Genomic DNA, 19,554 nt, shown 5'->3' on the forward strand with positions numbered 1-19,554 from the left:
TGCCATTATGCATCTCATCCACACCCGAGACATGATGACATTGACATAGACAGTATGTATCGATAAATCTGGTGCACGTCGGTTCGTCGTCACACAGATTCGAGAAGAGTGCGATGCCCACCTTGGAAGCCCAGATCGAGACCGAGCGCCCGGGCCGATATCTCGCCCAGTTCTGCCGGCACGCCGCGGCCATGGGCGAGGGCGGCCACCTGGACCGCATGCGGCAACACGGCATGACGGCCGGCCGCGACGTGCGGGTACACGCTGAATGGTCCGCCACCAGCGGAATCGTCAACTTCACCCCGTGGGGCGTGTGCACGCTGCTCGCCGACGGGAACATCCTCCGCCTGCGCGTCGAAGCGGCCGACGATGACGGCCTCGGGCGGATCCAGGACGTCGTCACCCGCGACTTGCGCCGGTTCGGCCGCCGCGAGGCCTTGGAGGTGACCTGGCGCCCGGCCGAGGCGTCCGACGCCACCCCCTGGCCGGAAAGCGGTGGATCCGACGCCGCGCCTCGCCTGCAAGGCGGTACATCCGAGGCCGCGCATCGTCCGGAGAGCGGCAGAAGGGCGTCGGGGCATGGGCGGACCGTCGGTCATCTCGTGCGGGCCAACCCGCGGACGGTCATCCTGGCGGCGGCCGGACTGCTGGCCCTCGCCGCCTCGCATCTGGGGCTGGCCGGGGCCGTGCTCGCCGATTCACGGTGGACCGGCCCGGCGCTCGGCGTCGTCGTGGCCGTCGTCGTTCTCAAGCTTGCCCTCGTCGCGGCCGGCCGTCGTGCCGTGCGCCGCCGCCGGGCGGGCGAGGCGCGCCGCGAGGGGAGCGCGTGAGCCGTCCGCGGGTCGCCGGCGCCGTACGAGGCGCGGCCGGGCGGCGGCTCCTCCGCCGCCCGGCGTGTTCGCGCGCTACCAGCGCAGCGGAAGGGTGGCGATGAAGTCGTCGAGCCGCTGGGAGATGATCTGGTGGTCGTGGAGCGAGGGGTGCCAGTCGCAGCCGCCGTAGTCCAGATCCGTGTTGTCGTAGTACCAGTAGCGGATCCGGTCGTCGCCCCGCTCGTTGCGCTCCTCGACGATCTGCCGGGCCGCGTCGGCGAACGCCGTCGTGTTGCCCATGTAGGTGGCGCTGACCACGATGATCGCGCGCTTGCCGTACCGGGCCCGGAGCTTGTCCAGGAAGCCGTGGTAGGCGGCCATGTAGGCGGGGACCAGGCTCTCCTGCGTCCACTGCTCGCCCGGGTTGACGGGGGTGGAGAAGTCGTTGATGCCGAGCCCGATCACGATCAGTTGCGGATGCCAGGTGCCCGGGTTCCGCCAGACGTCGCCGGGGACGCCGATCAGGGCCCGGTCGTAGTAGGTGCGGTAGTCGGTGCCCGGCTCGATCCCGTTGTAGTTGCGCACCATGCCGCGGCCCGAGAAGGCGTTGACCTGGTAGTCCGCGCCGAGGCCGCGCGCGGTGAGCGCGCTGAAGGCGAGGTCGGTGTTGGTGTTCCTGTCGATCTGCCCGGGGGCGGGGCAGTCGCGGGTGGGAGAGAGGTTGCCGTAGCCGGCGGTGTAGGAGTCGCCGATGAACTCGATCTGCCGGCGGCGATCGGCGGGCTTGCGCAGGACGGCGCCGCCGGGGGCGGCGACGAACCCGCCGAACTCGCCGACGGCCGACGGGCTCTCGGTGCGCTTGACGAGCCGCACGCCGTGCACGCCGTCGCGCAGATGCCTGACCCAGTAGGTGGTGCGGCCGGGCGTCACCAGCGTCGCCACGGTGGCGCCGTCGACCTGGACGTCGTAGTCGTTCACGGCGTCGTCGAGAACGATCCCGACGCCGGTGCCGCGGAAGCGGCCCTCGAAGTAGACGCCCGGCCAGCTGTACCGCAGGGACTTCCCGGCTGGTCGCACCCGGCCGGCGGTGTGCGCCTCGACCTTCGCCGGCCGCCCCGGGGACGTCGGGCCGGGCGGGGTGCCGGGCGGGGTGGTGGTCGCGTGGGCGGCCGTCGGCAGCAGCGTGGCGGTCGCCGCCAGCGCGGCGAGCGCCGCCTTCACCTGTATGCGTCGCACGGTCTCTCCTTCGGTCTGCCGGCGAGGTGCCGTGGGCCCGTCACGGCCGCCGGGCACCGGGAAGCCGGCGCTGAACGTTTCATGGGCGCTGGCACGGCGACGCCTGACGGCGGCGGTCGCGGCGCGGCGGCGTGAGAGGTCGCCTGGCCGCGGCCGTTCGGCGGGAGCAGGGATGACGTGGCGGCCAACTCCCACCCTTCGCGTCGGATCGGACCAGGCCGGCGGCGAGACCGGGAAACGCTCCAGGGTCCGGCGCCGGGTGGAGTGTCCGCTCCCGCCATCCGATCGTCAACAGGCCACAATCGCGACGAGAATGTGATCCAGAGCTGACGGACTCCGGTCAGCCAGGTGGGTAACGTCCCGTCAGAGAGCGGCGGCGCACACCTGGAGACGGCGTTTGACGGACACCAGAGCAGCGGACGATCTGATCGCGCGGTACGACGCCGAGCGGCCCGCGCGGCGGCTGACGGGCAGGGTGGCGGCCGCCGTCACGCTGGTCGCCCTGGGGCTCTCCCTCTACGTGCTGTACTGGGCGTTCCGCCCGGGGCCCGTGCTGCCGTACCGGATGGTCTTCCTCGCCGTCGTGCTCCCGCTCACGTTCCTGTGCTACAAGCCGCGCCCGCGGGGCGGCGACCGCCCGGGGCCCGCCGACTGGGTGCTGGCGGCGGTGTCGCTGGCGGTCTGCCTCTACCCGCTGGCCGTCTTCGACGACTTCATCCGGCGCGCCTTCGACCCCACGGCCCTCGACGTGGCGGCGGGCGCGGCGATCGTCCTGCTGGTGCTGGAGGCCTGCCGGCGCACCGTCGGCTGGATCCTGCCCGCCGTCTGCGTCGCCTTCCTGGCCTACGCCTACTACGGCGGCTACCTGCCCTTCGACTGGGTCATCGGGCATCGCGGCTACGACATCGACCGCATCATCGTCGCGTCCGTGATGGGCACCGACGGCGTGTACGGCGTGCCGCTCGACGTGGCGGCCACCTACATCATCCTGTTCACCGTCTACGGGGCCGTCCTCGACCACTCCGGCGCGGGCAAGTTCTTCGTGGACATCTCGCTGGCGGCCTTCCGCCGCTCCCGCTCGGCGCCGGGGCGCACGGTCACCCTCGCCGGGTTCCTGCTCGGCACGGTCAGCGGCTCGGGCGTCGCGACCACGGTGAGCGTGGGAAGCGTCGCCTGGCCGATCCTGCGCAGAGCGGGCTATCCGCCCGAGCAGGGCGGGGGAGTGCTCGCGGCCGCGGGCATCGGCGCGATCCTGTCCCCGCCCACGCTGGGCGCGGCGGCGTTCATCATCGCCGAGTACCTGCGCGTCGGCTACCTCACCGTGCTGATCTACGCCACGATCCCCACGATCCTGTACTACCTGGGCATCTTCCTGGCCATCGAGATCGACGCCCGCAAGTACGGCACCCGGGCGGTCGAGGTGGACGCGCCGAGGTTCTGGCCGCTGCTGCGGCGGCTGGGATACCACTTCAGCTCGCTGTTCGTGATCGTCGTCCTCATGGCGCTGGGGCAGTCGCCGTTCCGCGCGGTGGTCTACGCCACGCTGCTGGCCTTCGCGCTGTCCTTCCTCGACCGCGAGCACAGGCTCTCCCCGCGCCGCGCGGCCGAAGCCCTGGCCGCGGGGACGACCGGCGTGCTGGCGGTCGCGGCCACCTGCGCCGCCGCCGGTCTCATCGTCGCCGTCGTCACCCTCACGGGGCTCGGCCTGAAGGCCAGCTCCCTGATCGTCGGAGCGTCGGGCGGCATCCTCGCCGTCACCGCGCTGCTGTGCGCGCTGGCGGTGCTCGTGCTGGGCCTCGCCGTCCCGGTGACCGCGTCGTTCGTCATCGCGGCGGTCATCATCGGGCCCGCGCTGATGGACCTCGGCGTCACCCAGGCCGAGGCATACATGTTCGTCTTCTACTACGCGGTCCTGTCCGAGGTCAGCCCGCCCACCGCGCTGTCGGCGTTCGCGGCCTCGGCCATCACCGGCGGCAACGCCTACCGCACCATGATGGCCACCTGGAAGTACACCCTTCCCGCCTTCCTCGTCCCGTTCGCCTTCGTGCTCACCCCCGCGGGGTCGGCGCTGCTGGCGCAGGGCGCGGCGGGGGAGATCGCGGTGGCCGTCGCGGTCTCGGCGCTCGCGGTGACGGCACTGGCCGCCGCGACGGGGGGCTGGCTGGCCGGTCCGGCGGGCCCGGCCGAGCGGGTGCTGTGCGGGGCGGCCGCCGTCCTGCTGCTGTTCCTGTCACCCGGCCCGGTGCTCGCCGGGGCGGGGGTCCTGGTCGTCGCCATCGGGCTCCATCTCGTCCTGCGAACACGGGAGGCACCATCATGAAGCTCGGACGCCTGGCGGTCCTGCTCGTCGCCGGCTCGCTCGCCCTCGCCGGATGCGGCGGCGACCGGTCCGCCGCGCGGGCCGGCGACGGCGACACCGCCGCAGGCAAGCGGCTGTCGATCGCCACCGGCAACACCACGGGCGTCTACTACGTCCTCGGCGGCGGCCTGGCCGACCAGATCGGTAAGAGCATTCCCGGCTACCAGGCGACGGCCGAGGCGACCGGCGCGTCGGTGGAGAACATCCAGCGGGTCGTCAAGGGCGACTCCGACATCGCCTTCACGCTGGCCGACTCCGCCGCCGACGCGGTCGCGGGCAAGGGGGCGTTCACCGCGCCCCAGCCGATCCGCGCCATCGCCCGCCTGTACGACAACTACACGCAGGTGGTCGCCACCACCGAGTCGGGCGTGAAGTCCATCGCCGACCTCAAGGGCAAACGGGTGTCCACCGGATCCCCGAACTCCGGCACCGAGGTCATCGCCCTGCGCATGCTCAAGGCCGCGGGCCTCGACCCCGACAAGGACGTCACCCGGCAGTCGCTGGGCCTGCCGGAAAGCGTGCAGGGCATCAAGGACGGCGGCCTGGACGCCCTGATCTGGTCCGGAGGCCTGCCCACCCCCGGCATCACCGACCTGGTGACCAGCCTCAGGGACGAGGTCGCCTTCGTCCCGCTGGACAAGGTGCTGGCCCCGATGCGGGCCGAGCACGGCCAGGTGTACACGGCGGGCACGATCGCCAAGGACGTCTACGCGACTCCGGCCGAGGTCTCCACGATCGCGGTGCCCAACCTGCTGGTCGTCAACGAGAAGATGGACCCCGCCCTCGCGGAGAACCTGGCCAGACTGCTCTTCGACCACAAGGCGGAGCTGGAGAAGGTCCACCCGTCCGCCAAGGGCATCACCCGCGACAACGCCCCGAGAACCGAGCCGGTCCCGCTGCACGGCGGCGCGAAGAAGTACTACGGCTGACCCCCCGGGCGGTTCCAGCCGTCCCGCCCGGCGGTCTCGTCCGCGCGGCGTCAGCGCGTGGACGGCGTCCGCGCAGTGGGTATGCCAACTCGGGACCATCCGCAGGGACGTGGGGCATTCCGCGCGCCCGAAAATAGGTTGCTCGGGGAGTAACGGGCTTGGAAGGTGAAGGTGACGCCTGCGGCCGTGGCTCTCCGCGCGCGCCTCCGGGACCGCCGGCACCGCGCCGGCGTCGTCGCCGGCCGACACGTCAGCATCTCTCGCACGGTCCATCGCGCCGACTCGTAAGGAATGCCGCTTTCCTCATGCCTGCCGACGGTAAAGACACCGGCCCTGCCCCTGACTTCCCACGTGCGCGCCGCGGCGGCAGATCGCGGTCGCTGCGGCGGCTCGCGCCGTACCTGCGCCCCTACGTCCCTCGGCTGGTCCTCATCTGGCTCGCGACCGTCGCGGGCATCGCCACCAGCACCGCGATCCCGCTGGTCGGCAAGGAGATCATCGACGGCCCGGTCGGGCACGGCCTCGGCGACGCCCTCCTCCCGCTCGGGTTGCTCGCACTCGCCCTCGGCGTCACCGACGCGTTGCTGACCTTCCTGCGCCGGTGGATGCAGACCAAGGCCGTGTTCGGACTGGAGACGGCGATTCGCGGCGACCTCTACCGGCACCTGCAACTGCTGCCGATGAGCTTCCACGGCGACTGGCAGTCGGGCCAGTTACTGTCCCGCGTGACGACCGACCTGTCGACGATCCGGCGGTTCTTCGGGTTCGGCCTGCTGTTCCTCGTCATGAACATCGTGCAGCTGGTCACGGTGACCGTGCTGCTCATGCGGATGTACTGGCCCCTCGGCCTGCTCATCGTGGCGGCCGCGGTGCCCATCTTCGCGGTGTCGCTGCGGTTCGAGAAGAGGTACCGCCTCATCTCCCGCGAGGTGCAGGACATGCAGGGGGACATCGCCACCTACGTCGAGGAGGCCGCGCTCGGCATCCGCACGATCAAGGCGTTCGGCCGCAGGCCGCACGTGTTCGCCGAGTTCGACGCCGCCGCGCGGAAGGTCTACCAGGTCTCGATGTCCAAGGTGCGGCTGGCGTCCCGCTTCTTCACCTTCCTCGAGGTGATCCCGAACGTCACCCTGGCCATGGTGCTGCTGCTCGGCGCGCTGGCCGTCGGCGCGGGCTCGCTGACGCTCGGCACCCTGGTGGCCTTCACCACGCTGATGCTCCAGCTCGTGTGGCCGATCGCGTCGCTCGGCTACATCCTGGCGATGGCGCAGGAGGCGATGACCTCCGCCGACCGGGTCATGGAGGTGCTCGACACCGAGCCCGAGATCGTCGGCGGCACGGAGGTGATCGAGCGGCCGCGCGGGCACCTGCGCTTCGAGGGCGTCGGCTTCCGGTACCCCGGAGGCGAGCGGCCGGTGTTGCGCGACGTCTGGCTGGAGGTGCGGCCGGGGGAGACGGTCGCGATCGTGGGGGCCACCGGCTCGGGCAAGACGACGCTCACCGCGCTGGTGCCGAGGCTGGCCGACGTCACCGCCGGCCGGGTCACGATCGACGGACGGGACGTCCGCGACCTCACGCTGCCCGCGCTGCGGTCGGTGGTCGCCACCGCCTTCGAGGAGCCGACGCTGTTCTCGATGAGCGTGCGGGAGAACCTCACGCTCGGCCGGGGCGAGGCGACCGAGGACGAACTGCGGGAGGCGCTCGAGATCGCGCAGGCCTCCTTCGCCTACGACCTGCCGTGGGGGCTCGACACCCGCATCGGCGAGCAGGGCATGTCGCTGTCGGGCGGCCAGCGGCAACGGCTCGCCCTGGCCCGCGCGGTGCTCAGCAGGCCGAGGATCCTCGTGCTGGACGACACCCTGTCGGCGCTCGACGTCGAGACCGAGGCGCTGGTCGAGCGGGCGCTGCGCGGGGTGCTCGCGGACGCGACCGGCCTCGTCGTGGCGCACCGCGCGTCCACCGTGCTGCTCGCCGACAAGGTCGCGCTGCTCCGCGACGGCACCATCACCCATGTCGGCCTGCACCAGGAACTGCTGGCGCGGGTCCCCGAGTACCGGGAACTGCTCGCGCAGGACGCCGACCTCGACCCGCGGGAGGCGCTGCGATGAGCGGTGCGGCCACCGGCGCGAAGGACGGCCCTCCGACGGGCGCGCCCGCGGAACCGGGACGCTGGCGCGGCGTCGCCGCGGAGAAACAGGAGGACCTGCCGGACAAGGTGTCGGTGCTGCTGCGGGCGCGGTCCCGGCGGCTGCTCGGCGACCTGCTGCGCCCGCATCGGCGCGCCATCGCCCTGCTGGTCGCCGTCATCACGCTGTCGAGCGCCGCGGGCCTCGCGATCCCGTACCTGGTGAAGGTCGGCATCGACTCCGGCATCCCGCCGATGCTGCGGCACGACGGCGCCGGGACGCTGGTCGCCGCCGTCGCGGCGATCCTGGCCGCGACGCTGACCCAGGCGTTCACCCGTCAGGCGTTCCTGCGGGTCTCCGGGCGGATCGGCCAGGACATCCTGCTGGAGCTGCGCCGCCGCGTCTTCGACCACTTCCAGCGGCTGTCGCTGTCGTTCCACGAGCGGTACACCTCCGGACGGGTCATCGCCCGGCTCACCTCCGACATCGACGCGATCGCCGAGATGCTGCAGTCGGGCTTCGACAGCATCGTCACCGCCGTCCTCACCCTGTTCGGCACCGCCGTGCTGCTCCTGGTGCTCGACCTTCCGCTCGGCGCGGTCGCGCTGGTGCCGCTGCCGATCCTGTTGCTGTTCACCCGGTGGTTCCGGCGCGAGTCGAGCATCGTCTACCGCCGGACCCGCGAGGCGATGGCGCTGGTCATCGTGCACTTCGTGGAGTCGATGACCGGCATCAGGGCGGTCCAGGCCTTCCGCAGGGAGCCGCGCAACCAGGAGATCTTCGGGGAGCTCAACACCGGCTACCGGAACGCCGGCGCGAGCAGCATGTACCTGACGGCGGTGTTCATGCCGGGCATCAAGCTGATCGGCAACGTCACGGTCGCGGCGGTGCTGCTGTACGGCGGCTGGCTCGCGATCCACCACGCGGTCACGGTCGGCGTGCTGGCCGCGTTCCTGCTGTACCTGCGGCAGTTCTACGAGCCGATGCAGGAGATCTCGCAGTTCTACAACACCCTGCAGTCGGCGGGCGCGGCGCTGTCGAACCTCTCCGGCGTGCTGGAGGAGCGTCCCGCGGTGGCCGAGCCCGCCAGTCCGGCGCCGCTAGCGCGCCCGCGCGGCGCGGTGCGGTTCGAGGGGACCGAGTTCTCCTACCTGGACGGTGTCCAGGTCCTGCCCCGGCTGGACCTGGAGATCCCCGCGGGGCAGATCGTCGCGATGGTCGGCGCGACCGGAGCCGGCAAGACGACCGTGGCGAAGCTCGTCGCCCGCTTCTACGACCCGACGGCCGGGCGCGTCCTGCTCGACGGCGTCGACCTGCGCGACCTCGACGAGACCACGCTGCGGCGGGCCGTGGTGATGGTGACGCAGGAGAACTTCCTGTTCACCGGCACGGTGGCGGACAACATCGCGTTCGGCCGCCCGGAGGCGGACGCGGCCGACATCGAGCGGGCGGCCCGCGCGATCGGCGCGCACGAGTTCATCGCGGCGCTGCCCGACGGGTACCGCACCCAGGTCGGCAAGCGCGGCGGCCGCATGTCGGCCGGGCAGCGGCAGCTCGTCGCGTTCGCCAGGGTCTTCCTCGCAGACCCGGCCGTGGTGATCCTCGACGAGGCGACCTCCAGCCTGGACGTCCCCAGCGAGCGACTCGTCCAGCGCGCCCTGCGCACCGTCCTGGCCGGCCGCACCGCGCTGATCATCGCCCATCGCCTGTCCACCGTCGAGATCGCCGAACGGGTGCTCGTGATGGACGCCGGCCGCGTCGTCGAGGACGGCCCGCCGAGCCGCCTCATCGCCGGCGCAGGCCGCTTCGCCGACCTGCACCGCGCCTGGCTCGACAGCCTGGCGTGAGCCGCCCGCCGCCGGGCGAATCCCCGGGGGCGCGCGTCCGGGCCCCGGCCGCCCTCCCCGCCGCGGCGCGGGGAGGGCGGGAGTCGCGGTTCAGCCGACGTGGACGCGGGGGCGGCGGGCCGGGTCCGGCTCGCTCCGGCGGATGATCTCCCGGACGACGGGCGGGGTGTCGCCGCGTCCCAGCAGCAGATAGCGGAACAGGTGGGTCAGCGGTGCGCCCTCCGACCATTCGAAGTAGCAGTGGGGACGCACCCCGGTGGCGTCCCGCAGCGCCAGCAGGATGGCGGCGATCGCGTTCGGCGCGGCCGGGCTGCCGGCGCGCAGGATGCGATAGCCGCCCACTTCGACGCCGCGCACCCGCAGCACGTCGCTGAACTCCGACGGGTCGATCACGTCGATCTCAAGGAACAGCACGTCGGCCGCCCCCGGGACGGGGTTCATGCCACGCTGCTCGGTCTCCTTGGCGGAGTACTCGGCGATGTCCCCGGCCTGGCGGCGGTTGGCGATGAGGTCGAGCGCGCCGTTGTGCGCCAGGGACTCGGTGACGAACCGGCGGGCGGCGGAGTCGAACTCGAGGCGGTCGGCGCGCAGCTCGGTGGTGCGGGAAACGCGGGAGACCAGCGAGATGGCGATGATGCCGAGGATGAAGAATGCCGAGATGGTGATGCCGTCCGGCTTCTCGCGGATGTTCTCCGCCAGCGCGTAGACCAGCACCAGGGTGAGCACCGCGAACCCGACGGTCGCCGCGCGCCGCCGGCGGCGCAGGGCGGAGACCGTCACGGCGAACCCGCCGGAGACCATCATCGCCAGGATGCCGGTCGCGTACGCGCCGGCCTGGGCCTCGACGTCGGCCCCGAACGCGATGGTCAGCACGACGCAGATGAGGGTGTAGACCAGGACGACCGGGCGCACCGCGCGGCCCCATTCGGGCGCCATGCCATAGCCGGGCAGGTAGCGCGGCACGATGTTGATCAGACCTGCCATCGCAGAGGCGCCCGCGAACCACAGGATGAGGATGGTGCTGACGTCGTAGACGGTGCCGAACGCCTCGCCGAGGCGCTCGTGCGCGAGGAACGCCATGGCCCTGCCGCCGGCCCGCCCGCCGGGGCGGAACTCCTCGGCCGGGATGAGCACCGTGGTGACGAAGCTGGTGGCGATCAGGTAGACGCTCATGACGAGCGCGGCGACGGTCAGCAGCTTGCGGGTGTTGCGCACCCGCGAGGCCATCCGCTGTTCCGGGGTGCCGCCCGACGCCTCCACCAGCGGCATCATGCTGACCCCGGTCTCGAAGCCGGACAGACCCAGTACCAGCAGCGGGAAGGCCAGGACCGCCGGCCCGATGAGACCGCCGAACCCTCCCCGGCCCTCGGTCAGGGCGGCGGTCCACGCCGAGATCGCCTGAGGGTCGCCGATCACCCCGCCGATGCCCACGCCGACCACTACGGCGTTCAGCACCAGGAACAGCGCGACGAGCGGGATGGCCACGCTGACGGCCTCGGTGAAGCCGAGCAGGAACACCCCGCCCAGCACCAGCAGCAGCACCGCGGTCAGGATGACCTCGTGCCCGTGCAGGGCGGCCGGGAAGTACGGATTCTCCACGACGTGCACCGACGCGTCGGCGGCCGACAGCGTGATCGTGATGATCCACGAGGTGGCGACGAAGCCGAGCAGGACCAGCACGAACAGCTTGCCGCGCCAGAACGGCAGCAGCGTCTCCAGCATGGCCACCGACCCCTGGCCGTTCGGGCTCTCCTTGGCGACCCTGCGGTACATCGGCAGCATGCCCAGCAGCGTCAGCGCCACGATCAGCAACGTGGCCAGCGGCGACAGCGCCCCCGCCGCCAGCGCGGCGATGCCCGGCAGGTAGGCCAGCGTGGAGAAGTAGTCGACCCCGGTGAGGCACATCACCTTCCACCACGCCTGCGGCCTGGCATGTCCTTCCGCCGTCTCGGGCCCGACCGGCTGCACCCGGTGCCGCAGCAGCCAGCCCGCGAGCCCGCGGGTCGGCTCCGCCGCTCGGGCGGGGCTCTCCACCACCTCGGGTATCGCCAACGCCCCAGTGCCGCCGCTCATCCGCCCGTCTCCCGTCTCGTATGCCGCTGTGGCACGCTTTCCCATGAGGAACGGGACTCAGGTTAGACCTACGGTCACATACAGGACACATGCTCTCGGCCGCCGCCCCGAGCGGGTGCGCATCGGCCCGATCGCATCGGCAGGCTCGCGACCGTGCGCCGGCATCGCACCGGACGCCCCGGCGGGTCAGCCGACCGTGCGGCCGAGGAAGCCCCGGATGTAGCCGGCGATGGCGTCGAGGTGGCTCTCCAGGGCGAAGTGGCCGGTGTCGAGCAGGTGGATCTCGGCGTCCGGGAGGTCCCGCCGGAAGGCCAGCGCGCCGTCCGGGCCGAAGATCTCGTCGTTGGCGCCCCACACGGCGAGCAGGGGCACCTGGCTGTCGCGGAGGTACTCGTGCAGCGCGGGGTACAGATCGATGTTGGTCGGGTAGTCGCGGAACAGCTTGAGCTGGATCTCGTCGTTGCCGGGGCGCTCCAGCAGCGCCTGGTCGTGGACCCAGGTGTCGGGGCTGACGAGGCTCTGGTCGGGGACGCCGTTGAGGTACTGCCAGCGGGTGGTCTCCAGGGACAGCGCGCCGCGCATGGCGGGCTCGGTGTCCGGGCCGGGGGAGGCGGCGTAGCCCAGCGCCTGCCTCCAGAAGGGCTCGACCAGGCCGTCGGTGTAGGCGTTGCCGTTCTGGGTGATGATCGCGGTGATCCGCTCCGGGGCGCGGATCGCCAGTCGCCAGCCGATGGGCGCCCCGTAGTCCTGCACGTACATCGCGAACCTCTCGACGCCGAGTTGCCGCAGCAGACCGTCGGTGACGTCCGCGAGCGCGTCGAAGGTGTAGGGGAACTCCGCCAGGGAGGGCATGGAGGAGTGGCCGAAGCCGATGTGGTCCGGCGCGATCACACGGTAGCGGTCCGCCAGCAGCGGGATGAGGTTGCGGAACATGTGCGAGCTGGTCGGGAAGCCGTGCAGCAGTACGACGACGGGCGCCTCCCGCGGACCGGCCTCACGGTAGAAGACCCGCTGACCCGCGACCGTCGCGGTGAGGTGTCTGATCTCGGCCATGGCTAACCTCTCAAGTCCGTTTGTGTGGTTACCCTCATTGAAGTGCCGGCATGGCTAACCTGTCAAACCGATCAATATGGTTAGGGGGCGCCGACTCCGGCTCGTCCCCGTTGCGGCGGGGACGCCCGGCTTGCCCGTGTCGCACGGCTGCGCCTAACCTGTCAGGTGGAAATCTCCGGTTAGGTGAGGGTCAGGTGAGAGGGGGGCCGATGACCTCCGACGTCATGCTCGCCCTGTTGAACAGCCGGCCGGTCGTGGACGGCACCCCGCAGGACGCGCTGGCCGAGGACGCCGAGGGGCGGCGATGGTTGCGCGACCACGGCGGCCACGGGTCCGAGGGCGAGCTGCGCGCGGTGCGGCGCGCCCGTGACCTGCTCGACCGTGTCGTGCGCGGCGCCGCGCCGGCCTCCGCGCTGGACGAGGTGGTCGCCGGCGCCCGTCAGGAGCCGCGGGCCGGCGAAGACGGCATCCGCTGGGAGCTCATCGTGGACGACGAGAGGCGCTTCGCCGTGGAGGCCGTCCTCGCCTGGGACGAGTTGCGCCGCGACGCCCCCGGACGCCTGCGCGCCTGCGCCAACGACGAGTGCACGCTCTTCCTCATCGACCGCAGCCACGCCAACCGCGCCAGGTGGTGTTCGATGGCGATCTGCGGCAACCGCATGAAGGCGCGCCGCCACCACCAGCGCACCCGCGCCACGGGCGCCTGACCGCCGATGGGCCGCGGACGCCGATGCCCGGCGAGCGGCCGGGGCGTCGTCAGCGGGTGGGCGCGCCCGCCAGGACGAAGAGCCCGACGTAGACCCAGATCCAGGTGGTGACCAGGGTCAGGTTCCAGATGGCCGCGCTGATCACGGCGAAGATCAGCGGGCCGTGGACGACGAACCGGTGCGCCTGGAGCCTGCGCGCCGGCCGGCCGGCCACCGCGCCGCCCAGCAGCCCGCCGATCGCCTGTACGCCGCGCAGCATGCCCGCCTCGGACTCCCCGACCATGAGCATGTCCGTGACGAACAGCAGGAACAGGATCACGAACAGCCCCTGTGCCGGCGACAGCAGCCCAAGGGCGCAGGCGACCGGTCTCAGCCTGCGGGAGGAGGCGATGGCGCGCAGCCCCGCGGGCAGCTCCCGCCACACCGTGCCGGGCGCGCCCGGCACGGCCGGCGCGGTCGGCGCGGGCCGCCGGGTGTGCCCGGCCGAGACCGCCGCCACCAGCAGCGCCGTGACGAGGAACATGGCGGCCGAGGCCGGCGCGACGCCCACGATGCCGGTCCAGCCCAGCAGGACTCCGCCCACCGGGCCGCCGGCCAGGCGGCCGAGGTTGCCGCTGAGGTTGATCGCCGCGTTGGCGCTCATCAGCCGGTCGGGTGCGACGACGGCCGGCACCAGGCAGTTCTTCACCGACTCGAACATGCCGGTGAGCGCCGACTCGGCGGCCACGACGACGTAGACGATCTTGTTACAAAACCTCGCCGGCGTCCGGCGGCGGTTTCGGGAGGCGCCAGAGCGGTCGGCGGCGAGTTTCGGACGCCCGATCCGGCCCACGGCCGAGTGTCGGGTTCGAAGGCCCGGCACCCCGTACGATGGGTGGCCACGACAGAGCAGCCAAGTTTCGGCGATGGAGCAAAGCGTTGGTGTCTCACTCGATCGAACGGCGGGTCACCGTCGCCGACATCGCGGCCGAGGCCGGGGTGTCACGGGCGACTGTTTCGAAGGTGCTCAACGGCCGTTCGGACGTGGCGCCGTCGACCCGGGCGCAGATCGAGGCCATGCTGACCGCGCGCGGTTACGTGCCCACGACGCGCACCAAGCGGCCGGTGCCCGCCGTCAGGCGCGTCGGCCTGATCGAGGTGCTGTTCCACGACGCGAGCACGCCGTGGGCCGCCGAGATGATCCGCGGCGCCGAGGAGGCCGCGCGGGCGGCCCGCGCGGCGATCGTGGTCTCGGTGATCGGCGGCAGTCCGGGCCGCGGCAACCCCGGCCGCGGCCGGCAGTGGCTGGACGACATCGCCGACCGCGCCCCGCGCGGCATCATCCTGGCGCTGTCCGAGATCTCCGCGGCCGACCACAAGCGCATCGCCAAGATCGGCGCGCCGGCGATCCTCGTCGACCCGGTCGGTGACGGCGGCTCCGACCTGCCGTCGATCGGCGCGGGCAACTGGGGCGGCGGGCTGGCCGCCACCCGTCACCTGATCGACCTCGGCCACCGCCGCATCGGCCTGATCACCGGGCCGATGCGCTTTCTGTGCAGCCAGGCGCGGCTGGCCGGCTACCGCGCCGCGCTCGAAGGGGCCGGCGTGCCGGCCGACGAGGCGCTCATCGAGCACGGCGACTTCCACTACTCCTCCGGCCTGCGGCTGGCACCCATCCTGCTCGACCGGCCCGACCCGCCGACGGCGATCTTCGCGGCGAACGACCTGCAGGCCCTGGGCGTCTACGCCGCCGTCCAGCAGCGAGGCCTGCGCGTGCCCGACGACCTGAGCGTCGTGGGCTTCGACGACGTTCCGATGTCACAGTGGGTGACGCCGCCGCTGACCACGGTGCGGCAGCCCATCGCCGAGATGGCCGCCCTGGCCGTGCGCACGCTGCTCTCCCACCAGGACGGCAGCGATGTCCCCGAGGGCAGGGTCGAGCTGTCCACCAAGCTCGTCGTGCGCGGCAGCACGGCCCCGCCGTCCCACCGCCGTCCCACGCCCTGATCCCGGCCGCCGCCGTCTTCAGTTTCGGTGCGCCCGCGCCGAGTTTCGGCCCACGTGGCGTGGATGTCGGAAGATCCCCGATGGCGCTACCATGGCCCGGAGCCGGCATTTCCGAAATGTTTCGAAACCCGGGTGCCTGCCTGCGGCGTTTCGGAAGGAGTCAGGTGAACATCGTCAGGTACCGGCAGGAAGGGACCGCGCGTCCCCTCATCGGTCTGCACGACGGCGAGGACGGCGTCGCCGAGCTGGCCGGCGTGGCCTCCCTGGCCGAACTGTGGGCGCGGCCGGTGGCCGAGCTGCGCGACCTGCTGGCGTCGGCCCCGCTGGGCGAGCGGACGCCGCTCGCCGGCGTCGAGCTCCTGGCCCCGGTGGACGAGCGCACCGAGGTGTGGGCGGCGGGCGTCACCTACCAGACCTCGCGCGAGGCCAGGGTCGAAGAGAGCGAGCAGGCCGCGAGCGTCTACGACCTGGTCTACGACGCCGAGCGGCCCGAGCTGTTCTTCAAGTCGGCCGGGTGGCGGGCCGTGGGCCAGGGCGGGCGGCTCTCCATCCGCACCGACTCCACCGTGGACGTGCCGGAGCCCGAGCTGGCCCTGGTGGTCAACCGCCTGGGTGAGATCGCCGGCTACACGGTGTGCAACGACATGTCCTCGCGCAGCATCGAAGGGGAGAACCCCCTCTACCTGCCGCAGGCCAAGATCTACTTCGGCGCGTGCGGGCTCGGCCCGTGGATCACGCCGGTCTGGGAGGTCGAGGACCCCTACGCGCTGACGATCGAGATGACCATCCGCAGGGACGGCGTGCGCGTGTGGAGCGGGCAGGCGAGCACGGCGCGGCTGCGCCGCAGGTTCGCGGACCTGGTGGCGTACCTGATGCGCGGGGACGTGCATCCCGACGGCGTGGTCCTTTCCACCGGCACCTGCCTGGTGCCGCCGTGGCCGTTCACCCTCGCCGCCGGCGACGTGGTCGAGATCGGCATCGACGGCGTCGGCGTGTTGCGCAACACCGTCGTCCGCGGCATGCCCGGCGAGCGGCACGACGCCGGTCGGACCGGCGCGAACCGCCCGTAGCCGTCCGGTGGGCGGGCCGCGGGCCGGCGGCGGCCTTTCCGGGTCAGATCACAAATCTGTTCGAAAGCCGGCCCCGGCATCCGGGATCGGCCAGGAAGATCGCCCCGGCGGCGGGCTGACGTCGCAGCTCGTCGGGGGAGAGCCCTTCGGTGGAGGTGGAGACGGCCAGGCGGTCCAGCCCGGGGCCGGCGAAGCAGCACGAGGTCACCTGTGACACCGGCAGGGTGACGGTGCGGTCGAGCAGGCCGCCGGGGGCGAAGCGGCACACCCGTGAGCCTCCGTAGAACGCCACCCACACGCCGCCCTCGGCGTCGACGGTCAGGCCGTCGGGCATGCCGGGGACGGCGGAGACGTCGGCGAAGACCCGACGGCCCGACAGCTCACCGGTGGCCACGTCGTAGTCGAAGACGTCGACGCGGTGGGTCGGGCTGTCCACGAAGTAACACAGGGAGGCGTCCGGCGACCAGTCCATGCCGTTGCCGATGGTGACGCCGGTCAGCACGGTGCGCAAGGACCGGTCGGCGTCCAGGCGGTACAAACTCGCCGCGCGCGGTTCGGCGTCGTAGGCCATGCTGCCGATGAAGTACCGTCCGGCGGGGTCGACGTTGCCGTCGTTCATGCGGATGTCCGGCCGGTCGGCGAGGGGTGCGGCGAGCCGTTCGACGAGCTCGCCCCCCGCGACCAGCGCGACGCCGGCGCCGTCGGCCACGATGACCGTCGCGGGATCGGTCGTGGGGTGCACGGCGGCCACCGGCGCGGGCAGGTCGGCCCAGCCGACCTCGCCGGTCTCCACGTCGGCGTGGAACAGGCGGCCGCGGGGGATGTCGACGAACCGCAGCAGGCCCGCGGCGTCGTCCCACACCACGCCCTCGCAATGGACGCCGGACACCGCGAGCCACGGGCGGGCGGTGAGGTCGCCGCCCGCCGGCGGCGTCACAGGGACGGCGGCGCCACCGCCGCCACGGCGCGGCGGTGCGCCTCGACCAGCCGGTCCAGCGTCGCGTCGGTCGCCGGGTCGGGGCGGGTCTCATCGGTGTGCCCGGCACGCCGGTCGGCCAGCCGCCGCGCCCCCTCCGACCAGGTGATCGTCGGGTGGAACGCCGGCACGAACCGCTTGATCTTGGTGTTGTCGAACACCGCGCTGTGCGACAGGTCCCCGATGATCAGCTCGGACCAGAACCAGTCGGGGGCCACGAGCGGCAGGAACTCCGAGGGCAGGTGCAGCAGCCGCGCCGGGGAGCCGGCCGTCCGGCCGATGACGTCGTAGATCCCGTTCCAGGTGAGCGCCTCGTCGGAGGTGATGTGGAAGTCCTCCCCGACGGCCTGCCAGTTCCCGGTCAGGCCGGCCAGGCCGACGGCGAAGTCCCGCGCGTGCGTGAGCGTCCACAGGTTGGTCCCGTCGCCGGGCACCACGAGCTCCTCGCCGCGCGCGATCCGGTCCCAGGCCGTCCAGCCGCCGGGCAGCGGCGGGGCCGCGTCGTCGTAGGTGTGCGAGGGCCGGACGATCGTCACCGGGAAGTCGCGCTCCTCGTACGCGCCGCGCAGGACGTCCTCGGCGGCGATCTTGTCGCGGGCGTAGGCCAGGTACGGGTTGCGCCGGGTGGTGGATTCCGTGAACGGCGCGCGCCGCACCGGCTTGTGGTAGATCGAAGCCGAGCTGATGTGGATGTACTGGCCCGTGCGGTCCTGGAACAGCTCGGCCGCGGCGGCGGCGTCCTTGGCGCCGAAGCAGAGGAAGTCGACCACGCAGTCGAACGTCGCGCCGGCGAGGGCGTCGCGCAGCGCGCCGTCGTCGGCGATGTCCGCGGTGATGGAGGTGACGCCCGCGGGCAGCGGCCGGCGGGCGGCCGTGCGGCCGCGGTTCAGCACGTGCACGTCGTGGCCCTGGCGCACCGACTCGGCCACGCAGGCCGAGCTGATCGTGCCGGTGCCGCCGATATAGAGAAGCTTCATGCTCGACTCCGGTCTCGGGGGGATGCCGCCGGCTACGCGACGCCGTCGCCGCTCCGGCCCGCCGGCCGCTCGGCGAGGGAACCGCCTGGAAAGATCCGTGCGAGAGGCACCGGTGGCTCCTTCATGGCGGGCGGCAAGAATGGACGGTGACCGAAACTTTCGGAAACCATCCGAAATCTCAGCGATACGTGCCAACGTAGAACGGCGGGTCGGCGAACGTCAAGGGAGATGACGGCGGTGAAATGCCAGCAAGGCCGCGTTTTCCGCGGTCGGGGCGGTCGACGGCCGACGGTTACGCTGCGGCGGTAGTTTCGATGAACTTTCGATCGCGGATCGCACTACCGTAGAGCACCGGTCGGGGATGATGTGGTGAAAGCGAGGCTTGTCCGGTGAAAATCGCGGTGACAGGGGCGGGCGGCAAGGCCGGGCGCGCCGTCCTCAAAGATCTGCTGGCTCATGGGCACGAGGTGCGTGCCATCGACGTGACGGGAGCGCCGGGCGACCGCGGCGAGCTCGCCGAGCTCGGCGCCCCGCTGTTACGCGCCGACATGACGCACTTCGGCGACACCGTCGACGCGCTGACCGGCGTGGACGCCGTCGTCCACCTCGCGGCCATCCCCGCGCCGGGCTTCTTCACCGACGCGCGCACGCTCAACGAGAACAACGCGATGAACGGCAACGTCTTCCTGGCCGCCGCCAAGCTCGGCCTCGGCCGGGTCGTGTGGGCCTCCAGCGAGACCACGCTGGGCTTCCCCTTCGGGCCGGACTCCCCGCCGCGTTACGCGCCGCTCGACGAGGACCACTACCCTCACCCCACCTCCACCTACGCGCTGTCGAAGGTGCTCGGCGAGACCATGGCCGAGCACGTCTCGTCGTGGTCGGGCATGCCGATCATCGGGCTGCGGCTGTCCAACGTCCTGGACGTCGCCGACTACGCCAACCTTCCCTCGTACTGGGCCGACCCGATGACCAGGGTGTTCAACCTGTGGGGCTACGTCGACGTCCACGACGTCGGCCAGGCGTTCCGCCGGGCCCTGCTCGCGGAGGTCACCGGGGCGAGGTCCTACGTCATCGCCGCACGCGACACGCTGATCGACCGGCCCACGGCCGAGCTGGTCGCCGAGGTGTTCCCCGGGCTGACGCCGCGACGCCCGCTGGAGGGGTACGAGAGCCTGTTCAGCAGCGAACGGGCCGGCCGGGAGCTCGGCTACGTCGCCGAGCGCTCCTGGCGCGACGTCCTCGCGGCGCAGAAGGTCTGACCGCCCGGCGCGCGGGTCCCGCGTCGAACGTCCGGCTCCCGTGGTCCCGGGTCCCGTGGTCCCGGAAGCCGTGGTCCCGGAAGCCGTGGTCCCGGAAGCCGTGATCCGGCCGGCCGCGTGCCCGCGGCCGGCCGGATCACGAGA

General features: G+C 72.2%; 15 protein-coding genes. 9 read left to right on the forward strand and 6 right to left on the reverse strand.

What is annotated here, in order from left to right:
• Positions 1-113 precede the first annotated feature (113 nt).
• Positions 114-830, forward strand: a complete 717-nt coding sequence (locus ACZ6QO_RS21310) for a DUF2218 domain-containing protein (protein ID WP_465853083.1) — start codon at positions 114-116, stop codon at positions 828-830.
• 75 nt (positions 831-905) lie between these two features.
• On the opposite strand, the gene ACZ6QO_RS21315 is transcribed toward ACZ6QO_RS21310, so the two are convergent.
• Positions 906-2,048 (reverse strand): SGNH/GDSL hydrolase family protein, encoded by a 1,143-nt coding sequence (locus ACZ6QO_RS21315; RefSeq protein WP_465853085.1) that lies wholly within the window; start codon positions 2,046-2,048, stop codon positions 906-908.
• 397 nt (positions 2,049-2,445) lie between these two features.
• On the opposite strand from ACZ6QO_RS21315, the gene ACZ6QO_RS21320 reads away from it, so the two are divergent.
• From ACZ6QO_RS21320 to ACZ6QO_RS21335, 4 genes are all read left to right on the forward strand, one after another.
• On the forward strand, positions 2,446-4,368 hold the full coding sequence (locus tag ACZ6QO_RS21320) for a TRAP transporter permease (RefSeq protein ID WP_465853086.1): 1,923 nt from the start codon (positions 2,446-2,448) through the stop codon (positions 4,366-4,368).
• Positions 4,365-5,336, forward strand: coding sequence for a TAXI family TRAP transporter solute-binding subunit (locus tag ACZ6QO_RS21325; protein ID WP_465853087.1), 972 nt, complete (start codon positions 4,365-4,367; stop codon positions 5,334-5,336). The genes ACZ6QO_RS21320 and ACZ6QO_RS21325 overlap by 4 nt, the downstream gene beginning before the upstream one ends.
• A gap of 305 nt (positions 5,337-5,641) precedes the next feature.
• Positions 5,642-7,444, forward strand: coding sequence for an ABC transporter ATP-binding protein (locus ACZ6QO_RS21330; RefSeq protein WP_465853089.1), 1,803 nt, complete (start codon positions 5,642-5,644; stop codon positions 7,442-7,444).
• A complete protein-coding gene (locus ACZ6QO_RS21335) occupies positions 7,441-9,309 on the forward strand; it encodes an ABC transporter ATP-binding protein (protein WP_465853091.1) in 1,869 nt (622 codons plus the stop codon). Before ACZ6QO_RS21330 ends, ACZ6QO_RS21335 begins: the two co-directional genes overlap by 4 nt.
• A 90-nt stretch (positions 9,310-9,399) precedes the next feature.
• Here the strand turns inward: ACZ6QO_RS21335 and ACZ6QO_RS21340 are convergent, their stop codons facing one another.
• Both ACZ6QO_RS21340 and ACZ6QO_RS21345 read right to left on the reverse strand, forming a co-directional pair.
• Entirely contained in the window at positions 9,400-11,382 is a 1,983-nt protein-coding gene (locus ACZ6QO_RS21340; protein ID WP_465853093.1) for an amino acid transporter, read from the reverse strand.
• A gap of 186 nt (positions 11,383-11,568) precedes the next feature.
• The gene (locus ACZ6QO_RS21345) at positions 11,569-12,435 is read right to left on the reverse strand and encodes an alpha/beta fold hydrolase (protein ID WP_465853095.1); all 867 of its coding nucleotides are present in this window, start codon (positions 12,433-12,435) and stop codon (positions 11,569-11,571) included.
• 209 nt (positions 12,436-12,644) lie between these two features.
• On the opposite strand from ACZ6QO_RS21345, the gene ACZ6QO_RS21350 reads away from it, so the two are divergent.
• On the forward strand, positions 12,645-13,142 hold the full coding sequence (locus tag ACZ6QO_RS21350; protein ID WP_465853096.1) for a CGNR zinc finger domain-containing protein: 498 nt from the start codon (positions 12,645-12,647) through the stop codon (positions 13,140-13,142).
• 49 nt (positions 13,143-13,191) lie between these two features.
• On the opposite strand, the gene ACZ6QO_RS21355 is transcribed toward ACZ6QO_RS21350, so the two are convergent.
• Positions 13,192-13,974, reverse strand: a complete 783-nt coding sequence (locus tag ACZ6QO_RS21355; protein WP_465853098.1) for an MFS transporter — start codon at positions 13,972-13,974, stop codon at positions 13,192-13,194.
• An 89-nt stretch (positions 13,975-14,063) separates the two neighbouring features.
• On the opposite strand from ACZ6QO_RS21355, the gene ACZ6QO_RS21360 reads away from it, so the two are divergent.
• A complete protein-coding gene (locus ACZ6QO_RS21360; protein ID WP_465853100.1) occupies positions 14,064-15,128 on the forward strand; it encodes a LacI family DNA-binding transcriptional regulator in 1,065 nt (354 codons plus the stop codon).
• A gap of 164 nt (positions 15,129-15,292) precedes the next feature.
• On the forward strand, positions 15,293-16,198 hold the full coding sequence (locus tag ACZ6QO_RS21365; RefSeq protein WP_465853102.1) for a fumarylacetoacetate hydrolase family protein: 906 nt from the start codon (positions 15,293-15,295) through the stop codon (positions 16,196-16,198).
• A gap of 43 nt (positions 16,199-16,241) precedes the next feature.
• On the opposite strand, the gene ACZ6QO_RS21370 is transcribed toward ACZ6QO_RS21365, so the two are convergent.
• Both ACZ6QO_RS21370 and ACZ6QO_RS21375 read right to left on the reverse strand, forming a co-directional pair.
• Positions 16,242-17,135, reverse strand: coding sequence for an SMP-30/gluconolactonase/LRE family protein (locus ACZ6QO_RS21370; RefSeq protein ID WP_465853104.1), 894 nt, complete (start codon positions 17,133-17,135; stop codon positions 16,242-16,244).
• Positions 17,132-18,151 (reverse strand): NAD-dependent epimerase/dehydratase family protein, encoded by a 1,020-nt coding sequence (locus ACZ6QO_RS21375; RefSeq protein ID WP_465853105.1) that lies wholly within the window; start codon positions 18,149-18,151, stop codon positions 17,132-17,134. The genes ACZ6QO_RS21370 and ACZ6QO_RS21375 overlap by 4 nt, the downstream gene beginning before the upstream one ends.
• 389 nt (positions 18,152-18,540) lie before the next feature.
• Here ACZ6QO_RS21375 and ACZ6QO_RS21380 point away from each other — a divergent pair, with 389 nt between their 5' ends.
• The gene (locus tag ACZ6QO_RS21380; RefSeq protein WP_465853107.1) at positions 18,541-19,410 is read left to right on the forward strand and encodes an NAD-dependent epimerase/dehydratase family protein; all 870 of its coding nucleotides are present in this window, start codon (positions 18,541-18,543) and stop codon (positions 19,408-19,410) included.
• Positions 19,411-19,554 lie beyond the last annotated feature (144 nt).

This window comes from Sphaerisporangium sp. NPDC049457, assembly GCF_055586705.1.